This window comes from Nocardia sp. NPDC004573, from assembly GCF_053602135.1.
Genome location: NZ_JBSGDA010000011.1, coordinates 1 through 15,925 on the forward strand (window position 1 = coordinate 1; position 15,925 = coordinate 15,925).

At 67.7% G+C, this 15,925-nt stretch carries 15 protein-coding genes; 10 read left to right on the forward strand and 5 right to left on the reverse strand.

The features are described 5' to 3' along the window. Positions 1-803: 803 nt before the first annotated feature. The 3 genes from ACWEKR_RS18885 to ACWEKR_RS18895 all read left to right on the forward strand — a co-directional run bounded on the left by ACWEKR_RS18885 (position 804) and on the right by ACWEKR_RS18895 (position 5,371). The gene (locus ACWEKR_RS18885; RefSeq protein WP_452355556.1) at positions 804-2,597 is read left to right on the forward strand and encodes an AMP-dependent synthetase/ligase; all 1,794 of its coding nucleotides are present in this window, start codon (positions 804-806) and stop codon (positions 2,595-2,597) included. Positions 2,598-2,909: 312 nt separating this feature from the next. Then, a complete protein-coding gene (locus ACWEKR_RS18890; RefSeq protein ID WP_159850353.1) occupies positions 2,910-3,560 on the forward strand; it encodes a response regulator in 651 nt (216 codons plus the stop codon). A gap of 56 nt (positions 3,561-3,616) precedes the next feature. Beyond that, positions 3,617-5,371, forward strand: coding sequence for a sensor histidine kinase (locus ACWEKR_RS18895; protein WP_452355557.1), 1,755 nt, complete (start codon positions 3,617-3,619; stop codon positions 5,369-5,371). 636 nt (positions 5,372-6,007) lie between these two features. On the opposite strand, the gene ACWEKR_RS18900 is transcribed toward ACWEKR_RS18895, so the two are convergent. The 3 genes from ACWEKR_RS18900 to ACWEKR_RS18910 all read right to left on the reverse strand — a co-directional run bounded on the left by ACWEKR_RS18900 (position 6,008) and on the right by ACWEKR_RS18910 (position 8,493). Continuing rightward, the gene (locus ACWEKR_RS18900) at positions 6,008-6,406 is read right to left on the reverse strand and encodes a DUF302 domain-containing protein (RefSeq protein ID WP_452355558.1); all 399 of its coding nucleotides are present in this window, start codon (positions 6,404-6,406) and stop codon (positions 6,008-6,010) included. 33 nt (positions 6,407-6,439) lie between these two features. Beyond that, on the reverse strand, positions 6,440-6,709 hold the full coding sequence (locus ACWEKR_RS18905; protein ID WP_452355559.1) for a metal-sensitive transcriptional regulator: 270 nt from the start codon (positions 6,707-6,709) through the stop codon (positions 6,440-6,442). 326 nt (positions 6,710-7,035) lie between these two features. Then, positions 7,036-8,493 (reverse strand): serine hydrolase domain-containing protein, encoded by a 1,458-nt coding sequence (locus ACWEKR_RS18910; protein ID WP_452355560.1) that lies wholly within the window; start codon positions 8,491-8,493, stop codon positions 7,036-7,038. Between the two features lie 325 nt (positions 8,494-8,818). On the opposite strand from ACWEKR_RS18910, the gene ACWEKR_RS18915 reads away from it, so the two are divergent. From ACWEKR_RS18915 to ACWEKR_RS18930, 4 genes are all read left to right on the forward strand, one after another. After that, positions 8,819-9,259 (forward strand): wax ester/triacylglycerol synthase domain-containing protein, encoded by a 441-nt coding sequence (locus tag ACWEKR_RS18915; protein ID WP_452355561.1) that lies wholly within the window; start codon positions 8,819-8,821, stop codon positions 9,257-9,259. Between the two features lie 70 nt (positions 9,260-9,329). Next, positions 9,330-10,886 (forward strand): universal stress protein, encoded by a 1,557-nt coding sequence (locus ACWEKR_RS18920; protein WP_452355562.1) that lies wholly within the window; start codon positions 9,330-9,332, stop codon positions 10,884-10,886. A 117-nt stretch (positions 10,887-11,003) separates the two neighbouring features. Beyond that, entirely contained in the window at positions 11,004-11,336 is a 333-nt protein-coding gene (locus tag ACWEKR_RS18925) for a hypothetical protein (protein WP_195089590.1), read from the forward strand. A gap of 187 nt (positions 11,337-11,523) precedes the next feature. Further along, positions 11,524-12,015, forward strand: a complete 492-nt coding sequence (locus tag ACWEKR_RS18930; RefSeq protein ID WP_452355563.1) for a three-helix bundle dimerization domain-containing protein — start codon at positions 11,524-11,526, stop codon at positions 12,013-12,015. A gap of 28 nt (positions 12,016-12,043) precedes the next feature. On the opposite strand, the gene ACWEKR_RS18935 is transcribed toward ACWEKR_RS18930, so the two are convergent. Both ACWEKR_RS18935 and ACWEKR_RS18940 read right to left on the reverse strand, forming a co-directional pair. Next, the gene (locus ACWEKR_RS18935; RefSeq protein ID WP_452355564.1) at positions 12,044-13,294 is read right to left on the reverse strand and encodes a TMEM143 family protein; all 1,251 of its coding nucleotides are present in this window, start codon (positions 13,292-13,294) and stop codon (positions 12,044-12,046) included. Between the two features lie 103 nt (positions 13,295-13,397). Continuing rightward, entirely contained in the window at positions 13,398-13,877 is a 480-nt protein-coding gene (locus tag ACWEKR_RS18940) for an erythromycin esterase family protein (RefSeq protein WP_452355695.1), read from the reverse strand. Between the two features lie 96 nt (positions 13,878-13,973). Between ACWEKR_RS18940 and ACWEKR_RS18945 the strand changes: the two genes are divergently transcribed. The 3 genes from ACWEKR_RS18945 to ACWEKR_RS18955 all read left to right on the forward strand — a co-directional run bounded on the left by ACWEKR_RS18945 (position 13,974) and on the right by ACWEKR_RS18955 (position 15,885). Further along, entirely contained in the window at positions 13,974-14,582 is a 609-nt protein-coding gene (locus tag ACWEKR_RS18945) for an alpha/beta hydrolase (protein WP_452355565.1), read from the forward strand. An 18-nt stretch (positions 14,583-14,600) separates the two neighbouring features. Next, positions 14,601-14,846 (forward strand): hypothetical protein, encoded by a 246-nt coding sequence (locus ACWEKR_RS18950; protein WP_452355566.1) that lies wholly within the window; start codon positions 14,601-14,603, stop codon positions 14,844-14,846. Between the two features lie 313 nt (positions 14,847-15,159). After that, a complete protein-coding gene (locus ACWEKR_RS18955) occupies positions 15,160-15,885 on the forward strand; it encodes a TetR/AcrR family transcriptional regulator (protein WP_452355567.1) in 726 nt (241 codons plus the stop codon). Positions 15,886-15,925 lie beyond the last annotated feature (40 nt).

Here is a 15,925-nt window from a genome sequence, read left to right on the forward strand (position 1 = left end):
TACGGTGTCCCGACATCACGACGGCACCCGGGGTCGCGCTCCGAGAGAATGCCCTACGTCACCTGGGCCGGTGACCTTGGCATCTCCCTCGGAAAGTCGAGGCGCGGGAAGATTCATCGAGCTGCGTGGTTGGGTGGATCGCGGACTGGAGCGGCACGCACGGCTGCGACAGCCCCGGAAGGTCCGCCATCAAGTCTGCGGACCGCGCCGGTAAGGGCCTTGAGCCCCCGGCCGAATAGCCAATTGCCCTACCACAGCGATGTGCCTCGAGACGACAGTCGATGTCACAGATTACGAAAGGAACCATCATGGATTGGCCGACTGCCGCAGTCGTCATCGCCGCCATCATCGCTGCGATGGTCGTCGCAGCCACTTATCTGTCCGTGAAGAAGCCGTAGCTCCTCGCGCGCGGCATTGTGCTGTCCGTCTTCCGGGAGGCCTGGTCCGCGGGCCCGAAAGGCACGCGCGTGCGGCGGACGAGTCGGCGCTGGCCGCCGCGGACTGCGGCATCGCCGTCGCTACCCATCCGGAGTGGCTGCGCGCGTACGTGGCCCTGCGGGGACCGCCTGCACATAGGGTCGATGGTCCCTCTCTCCCCTGCCCTCGGACCGCGACACCGTCGAGCGGTGTCTGTGCGGAATGGCGGCCGAGCACTGCTCACCGAAGAGGACCTATGTCCTTACGCGCGACTGCCAATGTCCGTCGCGGCCTCCGTGTGACGCGGACCATACTCGGTAGTGCGCGGCTCATCCAGGTCGAGCGCATCGGGCGCCCCTCCGGCAGCGCGGAGGAGGGAACCGGTCATGCAGGAATTCGGACTGCCGGCTCTGTACCAAGTACCAGCCGAGGCGAACCTCACCGATCTGATCGAGCGTAACGCCGAACGGTATCCGGACCTGGCGGTCATCTCCCGCAAGGTGAGTGGCCGCTGGCAGGATGTGACTGCCGCCCAGTTCCGCGCCGAAGTGTGGGCGACGGCGAAAGGACTGATCGCCAACGGCATCCAGGTGGGCGATCGGGTGGCCATCATGTCCCGCACCCGCTACGAATGGATGCTGCTGGACTTCGCGATCTGGTACACGGGCGCGGTCTCGGTCCCCGTCTACGAAACCTCCTCGTCCGAACAAGTGCAGTGGATCGTCTCGGACTCGGGCGCGTCCGCCATCGTCACGGAGACCGATCAGCACACGGCAGTGGTCGCCGCCGTACATGATCAATTGCCGAAATTGGCGCACATCTGGCAGATCGATGCCGATGCCGTCGCGACCCTGACGGCGGAGGGCGCCCCCATCGATGACACCACCGTGGCCGAGCGCCGAGCTGCTGTCGCGGCGAACGCGCTGGCGACGATCGTGTACACCTCCGGCACCACCGGCCGCCCGAAAGGCTGTCAGCTGACCCACGGCAACTTCCTGGCCGAACTGGGCAACATCACCGCCCGGCTGCCGGCGCTGTTCCGCATCGGAGAGTCCTCGGTGCTGTTGTTCCTGCCGCTGGCACACGTGCTCGGCCGCATCGCCGAAGTCGCCGCAGCGTACGTCCCGGTCGACATCGCTCACGTCAGCGACGTCAAGGATGTCACCGCCGAACTCGGCGCATTCCGGCCGACACTGATCCTGGGCGTACCGCGGGTCTTCGAGAAGGTGTACAACACCGCCCGCGCAAAAGCCGCACTCGCGCACCGAGAACGAATTTTCGACCTGGCCGCCACGACCGCGATCGCCTACAGCCGCGCCCGCGACGGCGGGCGAATCCCGCTTCCGCTCCGGATGCGGCACGCCTTGTTCGATCGGCTGGTCTACCGTCGGCTGCGCGCCGCGCTGGGCGGGCGCGCCACCCACGCCATATCCGGCGGCGCGCCGCTCGGCGAACGGCTCGGTCACTTCTACCGGGGACTCGGATTCACTGTGCTGGAGGGCTACGGACTGACCGAGACATGCGGGGCCGCCACCTTCAATCCCGATGACCGGCCCAAGATCGGCACGGTCGGCCAGCCGCTGCCGGGCTCATCGGTCCGGATCGACGACGACGGCGAAATCCTGCTGCGCGGACCGAATGTGTTCACCGGATACTGGAACAACCCGCGCGCCAGCACCGAATCGTTCTGCGACGGCTGGTTCGCCACGGGCGACCTCGGCACTCTTGATGACGACGGGTATCTCAGCATCATCGGACGCAAAAAGGAAATCATCGTCACCGCCGCAGGCAAGAACGTCGCGCCCGCCGTGATCGAAGACCGAATCCGCGCCAACGCCATCATCGGCGAGGTGATCGTCGTCGGCGACGGCAAGCCGTTCGTCGGTTGCCTGCTGACCATCGACGACGAGCACTTTCCCCTCTGGAAGCAACTCCATGACAAACCCCCCGACGCCAGTGTCGACGACCTCGCCACCGATCCCGATCTCCTGGCCGACATCCAGGCCGCCGTCGACGAGGGCAACCGAGCCGTCTCCCGCGCCGAGGCCGTCCGCAAGTTCCGCCTGCTGCGCACCCAGCTGACCGAAGCCAACGGCTATATCACTCCATCATTGAAGCTGAAACGCAACATCGTGCTACGCGACTTCGCCACGGAGGTCGCCGCGATGTACAGCGAGTGAGCGCGGATCGGCGCAGCCCGGCTGTCGCATTGGCGCACAGCGGCTTGGCGACCGCGCCACAATGTCCGGCCAGAGCAGGTCAGCGTGCAACACAGAAGAGGGACCTGCAGCGCAGGCTTCGCGAATGAGTCCTGCACCGGGACGACAGCTGATCGATCATCTCCAGCCGCTCACCGAGTGGGCGGAGGTGTGGGCCGATCGGCTGGGGCCGGTGGCTGTCAAGGGACTTCGGTCACCGATCCGAGGCCGAACTCCGAGGCGAGCCGACCAGGGACTCCGTAGGCTGAAGTGACCGCACGAAAGGGGTTATCCATGGTCAAGGTGTTCCTGGTGGACGACCACGAGATCGTCCGCCGCGGCGTCGCCGACCTCGTCGACCTCGAGCCGGACCTGGATGTCGTCGGGGAAGCGGGCAGCTACTCCCAAGCATTGGCCCGCATACCCGCCCTCCGTCCCGATGTCGCGGTGCTGGACATGCGATTGCCGGACGGCAACGGCATCGAGTTGTGCCGCGAACTGCTCTCGGCCGATCCGCACCTCCGGTGTTTGATCCTCACGTCCTTCACCGACGAGCAAGCCATGCTCGACGCCATCCTCGCCGGCGCCAGCGGTTACGTGGTCAAAGACATCAAGAGCCTGGAACTCGTACGCGCCATCCGCGTTGTCGGCGCGGGCAACTCGCTGCTGGACAACCGGGCGGCCGCGGCGCTCATGGCCAAGCTCCGGTCGGAGGCGGAGGCCAAGACCGGTCCGCTCGCCGCGCTCACCGACCAGGAACGCACTCTGCTCGCGCTGCTGGGCGAAGGCCTGACCAATCGGCAGATAGCCGGCCGGATGTTCCTCGCGGAGAAGACGGTCAAGAATTACGTGTCGCGACTGCTGACCAAGCTCGGCGTCGAACGTCGCACCCAAGCGGCGGTACTCGCCACCAAGCTGAAAGGGCCGGAAGTTCCGTCTCGATGACCTCGTTCGGTCCCGGCGATCGCGCAACGGGGGAACCGGAACTCGATCGTGACAGAATGCGGTTCATGGAGGGCCAGCGGTACACGCTCGGATCGAACGGCCGGGCCTCGGTGACGGAGACCTTGTCGCAGTTGCGGCTTCGGGAGCTGCTCATCGAGGTACAAGACCGGATCGCGCAGATCGTCGACGTGCGCGACCGCATGGACCGGCTCATCGAAGCCATGCTCGTGATCACCGCGGGCCTCGACCTGGACAATACTTTGCGCACCATCGTGCACACCGCCATCGAACTCGTCGACGCCGGCTACGGCGCGCTCGGTGTCCGCGAGACCGACGAGAACAGCAGCAAGCTCGCCGAATTCGTGCACGAGGGCATCGACGACCACACCCGCGTCCTGATCGGCGACCTCCCCCGCGGACACGGCGTACTCGGCCTGCTCATCGAAGAACCCAAACCCCTGCGACTGAGCAGAATCGCCGACCACCCCGCCTCCGTCGGCTTTCCCGCACACCACCCACCCATGCACACTTTCCTCGGAGTCCCGGTCAAAGTCCGCGACGAGGTATTCGGCAACCTCTATCTCACCGAGAAGGCAGGCGGGCAGGATTTCACCGATGACGACGAGGTCGTCGTTCAAGCGTTGGCCGCCGCGGCGGGCATCGCCATCGAAAACGCCCGCCTCTACGAACAGTCCCGTATCCGGCAGCAATGGCTCGAAGCCATCCGGGATGTGGCGACCGAACTCCTGGCCGGTGGCGAACCCGAGGAAGTTCTGCAGTTCGTCGCCGAACGCGCCCTCGCACTGACCGGCTCGGCGATCACCTTCCTCGCGCTGCCCGAGGATCCCGACATCCCCCACGACGAAGTGACCGATCTCGTGGTTGCCGCCGCGGCCGGGCGCAGTTCGGAAGCGATGAACGGAAAGTTCGTGCGCGTCGACGGATCACACGCGGGCAACGCATTCCGGACCGGACAGCCCGTCAGCGTCGACGCACTGCTGGATGAGACGTCCGCCGACACAGCGCCGGACACCGGACCCGTGCTGATCCTCCCGCTGCGTGCGCGCGGCTCGGTCATCGGCGTCCTCGCCTCGCTACGCCCGGCACAAGCGGCACCACTCGACAACGCTACGCAGGCCATGATGGCAGCCTTCGCCGACCAGGCCGCCCTGGCCCTGCAACTGGCCGACACCCAACGCCGGATGCGTGAACTCGACGTCCTCGCCGACCGCGACCGCATCGCCCGCGGCCTGCACGACCACGTCATCCAGCGACTGTTCGCCGTCGGTCTCTCCCTACAGGGCACAGCACAACGGGCACGCGTACCCGAGATCAAATCGCGGCTGATCGACACCATCGATGACGTCCAGAGCATCGTCCAGGACATCCGTTACTCCATCTTCGACCTGCAGAGCAACACGACCGCGGACTCGTCCAAGTATCGAAAACATTTGCACGGCATCGTGGTCGACATGACCGCTGACACCGGCCTACGGACCAGCATCCGGCTCGCCGGACCCGTCACCGTCCTCGCGCCACCACTGTCCGACGACGTCGAAGCAGTACTGCGAGAGGCAGTCAGCAACGTCGTCCGGCACGCGGCCGCCACGACGGTGTCGGTCGAACTCCGAATCGACGACGACGTCACGATCGAGATCACCGACGACGGCACCGGCGTGCCCGAAGACATCGCCCGGCGCAGCGGGCTGGCCAACCTCGCCGCGCGGGCCGAGCACGCCGGAGGCCACTTCAGCATCACCAACCGGCCCGCGGGAGGCGCCGTACTTCGCTGGACAGTTCCGCTGCCCTGACCGAGATCGCCGGCCGACAACCGGGGCACCACGCATGCTGCACCAGGGCGTCGGCTGTCGAACCGAGCCGTGCGAACTCACCGCGCCGCGGCGGCAGCAGTTGCGCGGCCTTCGACCAGCCCTGCGGGTGACTTCCACGCCGCGCGCCACTTCGGATCGCGCATACCGAACTCGACCGCATCGTGCACGACGCCTGACGGCGAGCCGGTGGGAGAGGTCTCGGCGTATTCGGGTCCGCGGAGCCCGCGCGGCCGCGCTGCCGAAGGACCTCGGCAACCCGCACCAGCTGGCCTCCGCTGCCGTGGTCGTCGGTCTCGACGGTTCCACAGACTCCGATCTGCCACGCACCATGCTCACCGCATGGTCGAAGTCCGCGCAACTGCGTGATCATCGCCAGGTCGCGGAGCTGACCGCCGTGCCGGCCACCCGGCCTGCGTCACACCGCCGCGTGCGCACGCGGTGAAATCGAAGGACAGGGCGTACGTCGTGAATATGAGGATGCTCGCCGCTGTGATGGTTCCGGGCAGTCTCGTGATGGAGCGCAAGATGTTGCGGGGCATCAAACAGCGCGCGGAGCGGCTCGCCGACCGCACGCGGAGGGAAAACGCCTCGTAGGTTCGGTCAGAGGCTGTGATTCTACGCACCGAGGGAGTCGATGGCTGCCTGTAGCTTGGTGGCCGCACGCGTGGCTATCGGTTGCAGGGCCGGTTCTTCGGTGACCTGCACCAGGAGTTGCGGATTCATCGCTTCGACGATGACCTCGGTATCGGAGTCGGGGTTGCGCCGCACGACGACGTTGCACGGCAGCAGGAGTCCGATCTGCCGGTCGACGTCGACCGCTTCATGGGCCAGCGGCGGATTGCAGGCTCCGAGGATGAGGTAGTCCTCCATGTTCGCGTCCAGTTTGGCTTTCAGGGTGGCGCGGACGTCGATCTCGGTGAGGACGCCGAATCCTTGCTCGCTCAGCGCGGCCCGCGTCCGAGCGACGGCGTCGTCGAAGCTGGTGTGCAGCGTGGTGGACAGTCCCAAGTTCATCGTGCGGTCCTTTCGGGCGGGAACGACGGCGAATCAAGCCAGAGCGAGGAACAGCTTCTCGAGCTCGTCGACGGTCATCGGGGCCTGGCCGTCGGCGGATCGGCCGGCGAGGCATTCGCGCAGACCGGTCGCGACGATCTTGAATCCGGCGCGGTCGAGCGCCCGGGAGACCGCGGCGAGCTGGGTCACCACGTCTTTGCAGTCACGCCCCTGCTCGATCATGGCGATGACGCCTGCCAGCTGACCGTGCGCTCGGCGCAGCCTGTTGAGTGTCTGGGTGATCGCGGTTTCGTCGCCGACCATGGTTGTGCCTTCCTCTTACGTCAACCTCTATAATACCCCCAGGGGTATATATCGCCGGCGCGCGGTCCGCGCCGGACCGGTGGTGCCCCGGACACGACGCCCGCTGCCGCGACCGCGGTCACCGCCCAGATGCACCAGCGCGACGCCGACCATCCGCAGCGGCTGGAGATCGCCAGGCGGTACGTCAGCCCGATACCGAATCCACCGAGTGCCGGCACCGCCGCTCAGCGCGACCGCGCGGTGACTCACCAGCCAGCGACTCCGGCTGACCGGCGCGGCGAGCAGCGGTTCGGCCCGGCCCACGGTCTCCTCCCCACGAGGCTCGCTTATCGGGACGTCCTTCCGACCCGATGGGTCAACGGGTTTCCCGACTTACGCAAAGTCAGCGGATGCAGATCGAAGTGCATCCTCATCGTCCCGTCATCCGGATCTCGACTGAACAGAATCCTTCCGGTACCGATGCCCCAGCGCGTCATATCGATGCGGAAAGCGAGCGGGTCGTCCGGATCTTCCGGGTGCAGGGGCAGCCCGCGCAGCAGCGCGGGGATGGGCGTGAGCACCCGCAGTACCGGCCGACCGCCGACGATGCGCACGTCGACCCCCGCGCCCACCATCGCTCGGGCGCGCACATCGGTGAGCGCTCCCGGTAACAGGTAGTACCCGCAGATCTCGGACCAGATCTCCGGATGGTGCGCGACATCGTCGCGGATCGCCGGCTGGGCGACACCGAGTAGTTCGTGCAGTAGCGCCGAGGTCTCGGCCGGAAGCCAGAGCATCGCGTGATGTCCGCCGGTGACGAAGACCAGGAGTCCGAGCCCGTCGTCGGGGGCCAGCCACATCTGGGAGTTGAACCCCGGCAGGATGCCTTGGTGCTCGATCACCGGATGGTCCCCGGCCAGACCGCGGAAGAATCCGAGGCCCAGTCCCGGGACGCGCGGATCGGGCTGGTAGTGCGGCGCGAACATCAGTGCCAGCGAGGCGGATTCGATCACCGATCCGTGTTCGTTCCCGCCGCCGTTCAGTAGCGCGGTGACATACCTGCTCATGTCACGTGGAGTGGAGTACGCCGAGGCCGCCGGCGCGGTGATCATCTCGCGATGGGTGACCTCCTTCGGCCCGCGCGCGTGAAGTGTGTATCCGACCGCCCGGCGCGTCGGTGTGAAGGCGCTCGCGGTGAGACCGGAATCGAACATCCCCAGCGGCCGGAAGAGGCGGTCGCGCACATAGTCGGCGAAGGCGATGCCGGTGACGTCGGAGACGATCTGCCCGAGCGTGGCGAAACCATGGTCGGTGTAGGTCCATCGCGTGCCCGGCTCCGCTTGGACGCGCAATCCACGTCCGTAGTAGTCGGACAATGTGGGCACGGGCTCGCCCGGCGCGACGCTCTCCCCGGAATCGGGCCGCAGTACCCGGCGGGGATTCGCTGTCTCGCCGATGCCCGAGGTATGCGTCAGCAGGTGGCGCATCGTCACCGGCCCGAATCGCGCGTCGTCGGGCACCAGACGATAGGAACGCAGGTACGTGTCGGCCGGCGCGTCCAGATCGATCAGACCGCGCTCCCACAACTGCATCACCGCGATGGCCGTGAAGGTCTTGGTAATGGACGCGACCCGGAAGACCGTGTCCTGGGTGACCGGCCGCTTCGCGTCGATGTCGGCCAGGCCCTGCCCCACGAATTCCACTCGGCCCGCCCGCACCACCGCGACCGCTGCGCCGACGACTGCCCGGCGATTGACCAGGCGGGTGATTCGGTCCGCTGTTCGGATGTCCTCGTCTACCGGCACGGCTGCTCCATTCCCTCGCTGTCCGTCGGCGGGCACTATCGGCGTGCGGCTTTCCGGGCGGCGCCGGAGGCAGACATCGGTGCCGCCGCCGGCGCCATCGCTGTGCCGGCAGTACCGTCTCGGACCCGCGAGCCCCTCTGCTCGGGAAAGTGCCGCGATCGGGTACCGATCACTCTGCTCATTCGCGGACGGCCGGAGCAGAGTCGGCCTGCTCTCGGACACCGGGACTTAGGTCCTCGGATCGACCAGCGGTCCCGAACCGAGGCCATGACCGGATTCGATCCGGCCCGTCCGCTGCGGCGGGCGACGTTGCTCAGCGGTCTCGATGGCGCGGCTGGTGCTGACGGTGCACCACAGTCTCACCGATGGTATCGGCGGGATCCAGATCGCCACGGCGCTGCTGGATTTCGACCGCGCGGGCGCCGACCGCGGCTTGCCTGGCGACCCGCTGGACAACCACGCGGGCGCGCTGCGCGACATCGTGACGTGGAACGCGTCGGTCGGCTCGGAGCTGCTCGCCGGCGGTATTCGTGCGATGCCGCAGACCGCATGGCGAGCGCTGGGCAATCCGGCCCGGGCGCTGCGGGAGGGCACCGCGCTGGCGAGTTCGCTGGTCCGCTTGGCTCGGCCCATCACCACGACGTTCTCACCCGTGATGACCCAGCGAAGCCTGGGTCGCCGGTTGGCGGTGCTCGACGTGCCCCTCGCACGACTGCGCGGCGCCGCACAGGCCGCGCGGGCTGCACCCTCAACGATGTCTACCTGACCGCGGTGGTGATCGGCTTGCGCAAGTATCACCACCGGCACGGGGCGGCGCTCGACCAGCTGCGGTTGAGATGCCGATCAGCCTTCGCACCGACCCGCTCGGCGGCAACCGCATCACACTCGCTCGGTTCGCGCTACCGTCCGGCATCACGGAGACCGCGGACCTCATGCGCGCCGTCGGCGCCGCGGTCGCGGGCCGGCGACGCGAACCGGCGATTCCACTATCGGGCGCCGTGGCGGCGACGCTGAACCGGCTGCCTGCCGGACTGTTGACCGGCATGCTCGAACACGTCGACTTCGTCGCCTCCAGCGTCCCCGGCTCCCCTGTACCGCTCTCTACCGCCGGGGCGCGCATCGATCGCATGTACGCCTTCGGACCCACCACCGGCACGGCCGTCAACGTAACCCGCACCTCGCATGCCGGAACCTGTTACATCGGGATCAACGCCGACACAGCCGCGATCCCGGACACCGAGACGCTGACCGAGTGCCTCACCGCGCTTCGCCACCGTGCTCGAGTTCGGCGGCGAGCGCGCGGCCGGATCCGGGGCGAGATCAGGGCATTCTTCGGGGCTGAGCCGAGCAAGAAGACCCGGGCCCGGCGCAGCCGGGACCTAGGTCCTTCGAGGCAGGCTACCGGTTGCTCTACTGCCGACCGGGCAGGGCGATGGACACTCGTCCAGATACGCCGCCGCGATTCGGGCCCCGGCATGCGAACGAGAGGAACGCTCATGTCCATTACGAGCAGTGCTCCGATCGTGGTGGGCGTCGACGGATCGGAGGTAGCGCTCGCCGCTGTACGCTGGGCCGCCGTCGACGCCGCCCACCGCCGCGCACCCCTGCATCTGGTCTATCCGACCGGCGTCCTCGGCGCCTACGGGCCGGGCGTCGATGTCGAACGGTCCGCCCCCGCCAGGTATCGCTGGTGCGCGTCGGACGCGCTGGAGTTCGCGTACGCCACAGCTGTCGCCGAATCCGCTCCGATCAACCGGATCGAGGTGACCGCGGAACTGACCGACGCCGCGCCCATTCCGATGCTGCGCCGCCGATCCGAGAACGCGCGACTGCTCGTGGTCGGCACTCAGGAACTCGGCGCGTTCAGCCGCGCCATGCTCGGCTCGCTGAGCACCGCGCTGGCCCGGCAGGCCGGGTGCCCGGTCGCCGTCATTCCCCGTGGCGTCGAGCACGGTGCCGGGCCTGTCGTCGTCGGTGTCGACGCCTCCGAGAGCAGCGCCGCAGCCGTCGGATCGGCCTTCGACGAGGCGGCGTTTCGTGGCGCCGATCTCCTTGCGGTGCATACGTTCTCCCCCTGCGGCGATGACTCGCTCGCCGAAACACGGAAGGAGGGTGCGGAACTGCTCGACCGGAGCCTGGCCGGGTACACCGAAGCGTTTCCGGAGGTCACTGTGCGGCGCGTCGTGGTCGAAGACCGTCCCGCCAGACGACTGCTCGAGGTCGGTGAAAAAGCGCGGTTGATCGTAGTGGGCGACCGCGGGCACGACGGGTTGCCCTCGATGCCACTCGGTTCCGTGAGTCGAGCCGTACTGCACGGGGCACAGGTGCCGGTGATCGTCACCAGACCGGCGAATCGCGCACGGCACCCCGGAACGAACAGACGCATGCCATGACATGGCCGCCGGCCTCTCGGGTTCCGGGGCCGTGGTCCGGCGCGAGGACCATCGGACGTTCCGGCCGGGGTCGTCGGACCCTAGGCGAGCCACTGCTGCCGGGACGACGCTGGTGCCATGTCCCCTATCAGCGACCTGCCCACAGCCTCCGCGCGCATCGCGCGTTCGTGGCTGACCGCCGTCGCCCGGACCGCGACCGAGGTGCCCGCACGCCTGCGCTCCGTGCTGCCCGGCGCCGACCGGATCGCGAACGCGGACGCCATCACCGAAAGACTCGACGACCTGGAACACCGGGTGCTGCTGCTCGGTGACACCATCGCGGTTCTCAGCCGCGGGCTCGAACAGCTGCCGAGCGGTGCGATCGATGACCGGCGCCGCGCCGATGCAGCCCAGCAGGCCCACCGCATCCTGATTGCCGAACACCTCACCACGGGGTCCGCGCCGCAGTAGCCATCCGCCCTCTCCTGGGCGGGAGCGCGCGAATCCGAATCTTCTTGCCGCCATTGATCGTACCGTCATACAACGGTACATTGAAGGCGTGACCAGTCGGGTAGTCGCGCCACGATCGGTTCGTCAGGAATCGCACGACGCGTGGCCGGGGCGTTCCGCACGTACGGCCGTTCACCAGGGACCGAGCATGCACAACCACGAGGCCGTCCAGATCAGATATGTCGTCCGACGACTCGTGCAGTGCCATCCGCAAGTCGCCCCCGATGCCGTGGCATTGGTGGTGCGACGAGCCCATGAGCGCTTCGGGCACGCGTCCGTGCGCGATTTCGTGCCGTTACTCGTGGAGCGTCGTGCGGGGAGAGAACTCTCCGCGACAGGGTGGGAGGAGCCGGCGGTGCAGAACCACGCGGAGCGGGCTCAGGCGGAGAAGTTCGTCGACCTGCTCATCGCCGAGGCGGACGAACTGGACTCCTTCATCGCGGCCATGACACACACCGGGGCATCGAGCCAGAGGGAACGCGCCACCGAGTTGCGTAGGCTCCGCAACGAACTGAACGAAGTGCTCCGCTGTATCACTCAGCTACGCCGCCGATTCCCCGGAGTCGCTCCCGACGGCTCGCTCCCCGCGAAGGGAACCACCGCCCGCAGTGGCGACGATCCGGTGCCCGCACTCGGCTGAAGGCACACCCCGCCGCGAGGCCATCCGCTCAACCGGAGGCGACCCCGAGCCGGCTGCCGTCCGGTCGGACACGAAACATGGTGTCCCACTGGAGATCCAGCCGCTGTTTCGCTTCGGCGAGCGGCACCGCGCTCAGCATGCCGTGCTCGTGTTCGATGAGCAGGTCGTATGCGCCCAGCCTGCGGAGCCCGTCGCGGATCCGGAAGTCGAAGGTCGTCCCCCACCACCGACGGAACCAGTCCTCGACGCGCTGATCGAGTTCGGCGGCGGTGAGCGGCCGGGCGGCCGTGCGCAGGAAGTGGTAGGCGAGCACGGCTTCCTTCACCTCCGACTCCTCGGCCGCGCCGAGCAAATGATGGAACACTCCCGCGTCGTTGTCGAGCTTGCGGAAGTAGAGGTGTTCCGACAACGTCTTCATCAACTTGATCTTGCGATTCTTGAACTTGGAGAACTGCCGTACCAGGTAACCGCCGAAGGCCGCCAAGCCCGCGCCCAGGGTGATCAGCGTGGCCTGATCCAGCCGTACGGACTCTTCGCGCAGCCCGGCCCAGAACGCCAGCAACAGGACCAGCGGCCCCAGCGAAGCCACCAGCTTGGTGACGACCACGACTATCCCGGAGACCACCGCGGGCACCCCGATCAGCAGCTTGTCCAAGGGCCGCATCCGCACCCGGACGCTCGGATACAACATCTCGAGATCGTTGCTCGGAACGTTCCCGAACAACTTCAGCAGCACACCGCCGTTGGGCCGATCCGCCACCGCATCGGGACGCTCGGCGAACGCGACGTACACCAGAACCTTGCCGTAGCTGGTGAATTCGACGCTGCGACGCCGCAGACCGAACAGCCACCGGAGGTGTTCGGTGCGCTGTGACACTCCGCGCCGGAAGAACATCGCCGTCTCGATGTCGTCCTCGTCGATCTCCAAGCGCACCTTCACCAACGAGTGCTCGGCGAACGCGCGCTCGATCTCGGCGGCATCGATGCGCGTGAAATCCGCGGCGTCGGCAAGCGCGACCAGCTCCCGCTCCACCCGCGCCCGCGCCGCGGCCCGGTCCTCGGGCGTGGCGGCACGGATCACCCGTTCGTCCTCCGCGGGATCGACCACGTGATACGCGTCGAGCACCGCTTCGCTCCGCGTGTGGAACTCCTGATGCACCACGGCCGCCAGCAAACGCGCGAACTCGGCGAACGACGCGCGTTCCGCATCGGGAAGCTCGTCGGCACACAGAGAGATCACCGCGCTCTTGCGGAACGGCAGGAAGTGTTCGGCATCCATCGGCAACTCCTCTCGACGGACCGGCCCGTCGGCCACAACCCTATGGGGCGGATGGGCACGCCCGACGCACCCGCATGCCGATGCGCGAAGACCCCGGGTGAGGCTACCGTTCAGCGGCGAACGAGTGCGTCGGAGTGATGGTTCGGATGCGCAGAACGATGTCGAACCACTCACCCAGGCCGGCGCCGGTGATGTGGTGATCGGTGTCGTGGGTGGGGTCGTAGGTTTCGATGACGAGGCGGAGTTTCCCGGGTCGATGCAGCCACTGCTGAACCGCGCCCGCGGGAGCGGTCCGTAGATCGAGCAGGTAGGTCCCGAGGCCGGGTTGGTCGAGCACGGTGTCGACGAAGTCCGCCGACGGCGCGGGCACGGCGAGCCCGGCGCGGACGCTGCCGTGATGGAAGGTGATCGCGACGGACAGGTAGCCGGATCCGAAGTGTTCGCGCAGCAGCAATCCCGTGCTCGGAAACCGTTGTGCCATGGCGGCCACGGTGAGCTGTCGCGCGACGGCGGTGTTGGACACCTTTTCCCAGAACACGACCCGGTGTCCGGTGCGGTCGTGCCAGTCCGATGACGGCGCTATGGGGCGACGGCAACCGAGCGCTGCCGTGAGGGTTCTCGCCGCCGCCGGTGTGCCGGTGGGAGCCGATTCGAAACGCTACGAAGAGAGATCGAGGTTATGAAGGTCGAATTCGACAGTGCCGGAGTACGACTCGTCGGCAACCTGTACCTGCCGCCGGGCCCGGGCCCGGCGCCCGGCGTGGCGGTGGCCGGGACCTGGACCAGCGTCAAGGAGTTGATGGCCGACCGATACGCCGAGCGGTTGGCCGCACACGGTTACGCGGCGCTGTCGTTCGATTTCACCGGCTTCGGCGAATCGGCGGGCGAACCGCGGGATGTCGAATCACCGGAGCGGAAGGTCCGCGACATCCACAACGCGGTGTCCTTCCTGGCCGCGCACCCAGCCGTCGACGCCACGCGACTGGGCGCGCTGGGAATCTGCGCGGCGGCGATGTACATGTCCGCCGACGCGGCCGGGGACGCACGGGTGAAGTCGCTCGCACTGGTGGCGCCTTGGCTGCACGACGCGGACATCTGCGCACAAGCCTACGGTGGAGCCGAGGAGGTGGCCGCCAGAATCGCGCTCGGCGAGCGAGCGCGGTCACGATTCGAGGAGACAGGCGTGATCGACTACGTGCCGGTGGTCAGAGCCACCGACGAGCACGCGGCCATGCCCTACGACATCGACTTCTATCTCAACCCCGCCCGTGGCGGAATTCCCGCCTAACCCAACCGGTTCGCCGTCATGTCCTGGGTCGACTGGCTCACCTACGACGCGATCGCGCTGGCGCCGAAGATCACCCAGCCCACGGTGCTCGCGCACAGCGAGCAGGCCGCGATCCCCGACGGAGCGCGCCGCTTCCACGACGGGCTGGCCGGACCCAAGGACATCGTCTGGACTCCGGGCACCCAATTCGACTTCTACGACCAGGAGCCGCAGGTCACCGTAGCGGTCGACACCGTCGCCGCACACTTCGCCCGGACGCTGTGACGCGGCCGGAGACCGCTTCGGCGCCGGCAAGATGACGCAGATGGAGATTCGCCGATTCGAGGCCGCCGACCGGCCGGAGTTACGGGAGTTGTTCGGCGGCAGAGAGAAGGCGACGAACGCGAACGTGAGCACCAGCAGTGGCCCCACCCAGGGACGCTGCCACCACCGTGGTCGGTTCGGTTCGGACACGACGGAATTCGAAGATCTGGCAGGAACTGCCATGGTGAACCACCCCGGACATCGGAGACGACGAAGTACTGCGTATCCTATACGCATTGCGTAGTCCATACGCAATTAGACGCTAGGAGCGAACATGGCTGATGAACTGCCGCCGGTGGCGCAGTTGCTGTGGGCCGGCGGTCGCCGGTCCGGCCGCGGCCCCCGGCCGGCACTGAGCCTGGACCGGATCGTCGGCGCGGCCATGGCCGTCGCGGACGCGGAAGGCGTCGGCGCACTGTCGATGCAGCGGGTCGCCAAGGAGCTGGGCGCGGCCACCATGTCGCTGTATCGATACGTGCCGGGCAAGGACGAACTCGTCGCCCTGATGCTCGACGCGACCATGTCCGAACCACCCGACCTGCCGCGGGGCGACTGGCGCGCGGCACTCGAACTCTGGGCGCGTCGCACCCGGGAGCTGTACCTTCGTCATCCGTGGGTGCTGGCGGTCGGCACCAGCAATCGCTGCATGGGCCCGAACGAGGCCGCGTGGGGCGAGGCCGCGATGAGTGCGCTCATCGAGGCCGGACTCCCACCGCACGGCATCTTCGAGATCACCCTGTCCATCACCGCTTTCGTCGGCGGCGCCGCCCGTCTGGCGATCGATCCGACCCGAGGCCGCGACGCGGCCGGGCACGTCGGCCCGGTCCTCGACCCGGCGATGATCCATCAGTACGGGCAGCCCGAGCGTTACCCTGCCTTGCTGGCCATGCTCTCCGCAGGTCCCCCCGACCACCGGGACCCAGGCGACGTCGCGGAAGGCGTTTTCGAGTTCGGGCTGGGCAAACTGCTCGATGGCATAGCCGCACACCTCACGGGGTGATTCCCAGCGGCAAAGGCAGAGGCTGCACAGTGTGCTGCAG

Bases quoted from the DNA above. Each gene is read 5' to 3' on its own strand.
- ACWEKR_RS18945 (WP_452355565.1), top strand. From the start codon at position 13,974: ATGAAGGTCGAATTCGACAGTGCCGGAGTACGACTCGTCGGCAACCTG.
- ACWEKR_RS18920 (WP_452355562.1), top strand. From the start codon at position 9,330: ATGCCGATCAGCCTTCGCACCGACCCGCTCGGCGGCAACCGCATCACA.
- ACWEKR_RS18935 (WP_452355564.1), bottom strand. From the start codon at position 13,294: ATGGATGCCGAACACTTCCTGCCGTTCCGCAAGAGCGCGGTGATCTCT.
- ACWEKR_RS18950 (WP_452355566.1), top strand. From the start codon at position 14,601: ATGTCCTGGGTCGACTGGCTCACCTACGACGCGATCGCGCTGGCGCCG.
- ACWEKR_RS18905 (WP_452355559.1), bottom strand. From the start codon at position 6,709: ATGGTCGGCGACGAAACCGCGATCACCCAGACACTCAACAGGCTGCGC.
- ACWEKR_RS18925 (WP_195089590.1), top strand. From the start codon at position 11,004: ATGTCCCCTATCAGCGACCTGCCCACAGCCTCCGCGCGCATCGCGCGT.
- ACWEKR_RS18955 (WP_452355567.1), top strand. From the start codon at position 15,160: ATGGCTGATGAACTGCCGCCGGTGGCGCAGTTGCTGTGGGCCGGCGGT.
- ACWEKR_RS18885 (WP_452355556.1), top strand. From the start codon at position 804: ATGCAGGAATTCGGACTGCCGGCTCTGTACCAAGTACCAGCCGAGGCG.
- ACWEKR_RS18895 (WP_452355557.1), top strand. From the start codon at position 3,617: ATGCGGTTCATGGAGGGCCAGCGGTACACGCTCGGATCGAACGGCCGG.
- ACWEKR_RS18915 (WP_452355561.1), top strand. From the start codon at position 8,819: ATGGCGCGGCTGGTGCTGACGGTGCACCACAGTCTCACCGATGGTATC.
- ACWEKR_RS18890 (WP_159850353.1), top strand. From the start codon at position 2,910: ATGGTCAAGGTGTTCCTGGTGGACGACCACGAGATCGTCCGCCGCGGC.
- ACWEKR_RS18930 (WP_452355563.1), top strand. From the start codon at position 11,524: ATGCACAACCACGAGGCCGTCCAGATCAGATATGTCGTCCGACGACTC.
- ACWEKR_RS18900 (WP_452355558.1), bottom strand. From the start codon at position 6,406: ATGAACTTGGGACTGTCCACCACGCTGCACACCAGCTTCGACGACGCC.